Source organism: Candidatus Obscuribacterales bacterium, from assembly GCA_036703605.1.
Classification (GTDB): Bacteria; Cyanobacteriota; Cyanobacteriia; order RECH01; family RECH01; genus RECH01.
In genome coordinates this window covers 1-1,835 of sequence record DATNRH010000921.1, presented here as the reverse complement: position 1 = coordinate 1,835, position 1,835 = coordinate 1, and the positions used below count along the sequence as shown (strand labels likewise).

The following is a 1,835-nucleotide window of genomic DNA, read 5'->3' as shown; positions in this document are numbered from 1 at the left end:
TTGCCGTCGGGGTATCCGCTGCCATCAAACGCCTCATGGTGGTATCGAACCACATTGGCTACCGAGCTAGCATAGGGTGATTCGACGGTGCCGAGGATCAGAAACCCGTGCTCCGGATGGGTCTTCATCACCTCCCACTCTTCTGCATCAAGGCGCCCGGGTTTTAGCAAAATTCGATCGGGAATCCCGATTTTGCCGATATCGTGCACAGACGCCGCAATTTCGAGGATCGCCAGCTCCTCAGCTTCCAGGTTACATTGCTCGCCAATATCCAACGCAATCAGCTTCGTTCGCTGATCGTGACCAGCCGTGTATTCATCCCGCTTCTCAAGGGCGGCAATGAGAGAGCGAAAAGGGTTGGTCAGACTTAAGTCATTCATAATGTCCTCCTGACTTGCGTGGCCTGACACACCAGTACCCGAAGCTTTGTAGCAGCAGAGCTGCAACGATAAAACGGCTGCCATGTTCGGTCTGTTGTCTCAGGCTCTTTCCGTCTACCTGTATGGCTTTTCCATAAACCGCATGTGAGCCACCTGTATAAATTATATTTACAGTTGGCCTAAAAGTTATGTTAGAACAAGTGGTTAGACTGTCAAGGTTGGTCGTTGAGGTGGGGCTGTGCAGTCTTTAGAGCCGATGGGTGGGTATAAAAAGCATGGAATGTGCCCTAATGGCGGCATGCCCTCAAGGGGTAGTATCTCTGGGAATTGATTCGTGCAGGCGCGGTGGGAGAGCTATGACTCCGATATTGCAAAAAGGGTAAGTGGCGTGACGACAGGCCAACAGAGGGCAAGATGTGCCCCCTGTTGGTGGTGATTGATCGAAAGGCCCTGCTAGAAATCGTAACGAATTCCCATCTCTGCAGAGCGGCCGGGACCGTGGAGTGATTCAAAGGGCCCCGTCATGCCATCATCACGCCATTGGGCCAGACTTACACCACCCAAAGGCAAGTCATGGCTCTCATCCAGCAGATTACGTACACCAAAATTGAGCGTGGTGTTATGCCCACGGTATTGGGTGAATATGTTCAGGAGGGTATATTTGGCCGTTTTATTTTCCAGACGAACCTGGTCCACGTCGTCTTTTTCATCGACCCACTCCAGTTCAATGGTATTGGCCCACTGCTGAAAAGACTGTTCCAAAGCGATTTTCACATTAAGTGGCATGATGTGGTAGAGGTCTTCCGGGCCGTCCTTGCGTTTGCCTCGGGTGTAGGAGGCACGGGCTTTCAGGTTCACGGTGCCCCACTTGCCAGATTGGGAAAGAAGGCGGGAACCATTTATATCCAGACCGTAAAACTCGGCGTCGATATTGGTAAATTGCAACCTGGGTCGTGTAACGGACATTACCATTCTCGGATTGAATGTACCGATCTGAGTAGCATCAATAAAATCATCCACGTAGGTGTAATAGGGACTGATGGTGTATTCCCAACGGTTATCTGAAGCCTTTTTGCTATAGGCAGCGCTCAGGGTATGTGCAGTCTCCGGATCCAGGTCAATATCACCCACATAGCCATTGCCATCGCCATACCAGCCAATCATGGTCATTGCCATGGTGTTCCTGCCCCATGTGTAGCGCTCATAGAGGTTGGGTGAGCGGGTTTTGCGTGCGTAGCCAAACTCTACAGTATCCTCGGACGTAGGCTGGTAGCGGAGCAGCAGGGTTAAATCGATGTTGTCATCAACCTGCTTGTGATTGCGAGCATTAAACGCAGTTGCAGCTGGTGCATCGAGGTTGGGGCTCATCATGATCATCGGCATGGTGTTGTAGGGTTGCACATCATCGGTATCGGTAATGACTTGCTCGTAGCGAATACCGTAGAGAGCGGTCCA

At 51.3% G+C, this 1,835-nt stretch carries 2 protein-coding genes; both read right to left on the bottom strand.

Translation table 11 applies throughout. From position 1 onward, the window contains the following. The coding region (locus tag V6D20_18955) for an HD domain-containing phosphohydrolase (protein HEY9817860.1) at nt 1–380 on the bottom strand (380 nt) is incomplete at its 3' end. A gap of 453 nt (nt 381–833) precedes the next feature. Continuing rightward, a partial coding sequence (locus tag V6D20_18950) for a TonB-dependent receptor (GenBank protein ID HEY9817859.1) occupies nt 834–1,835 on the bottom strand: 1,002 nt, incomplete at its 5' end.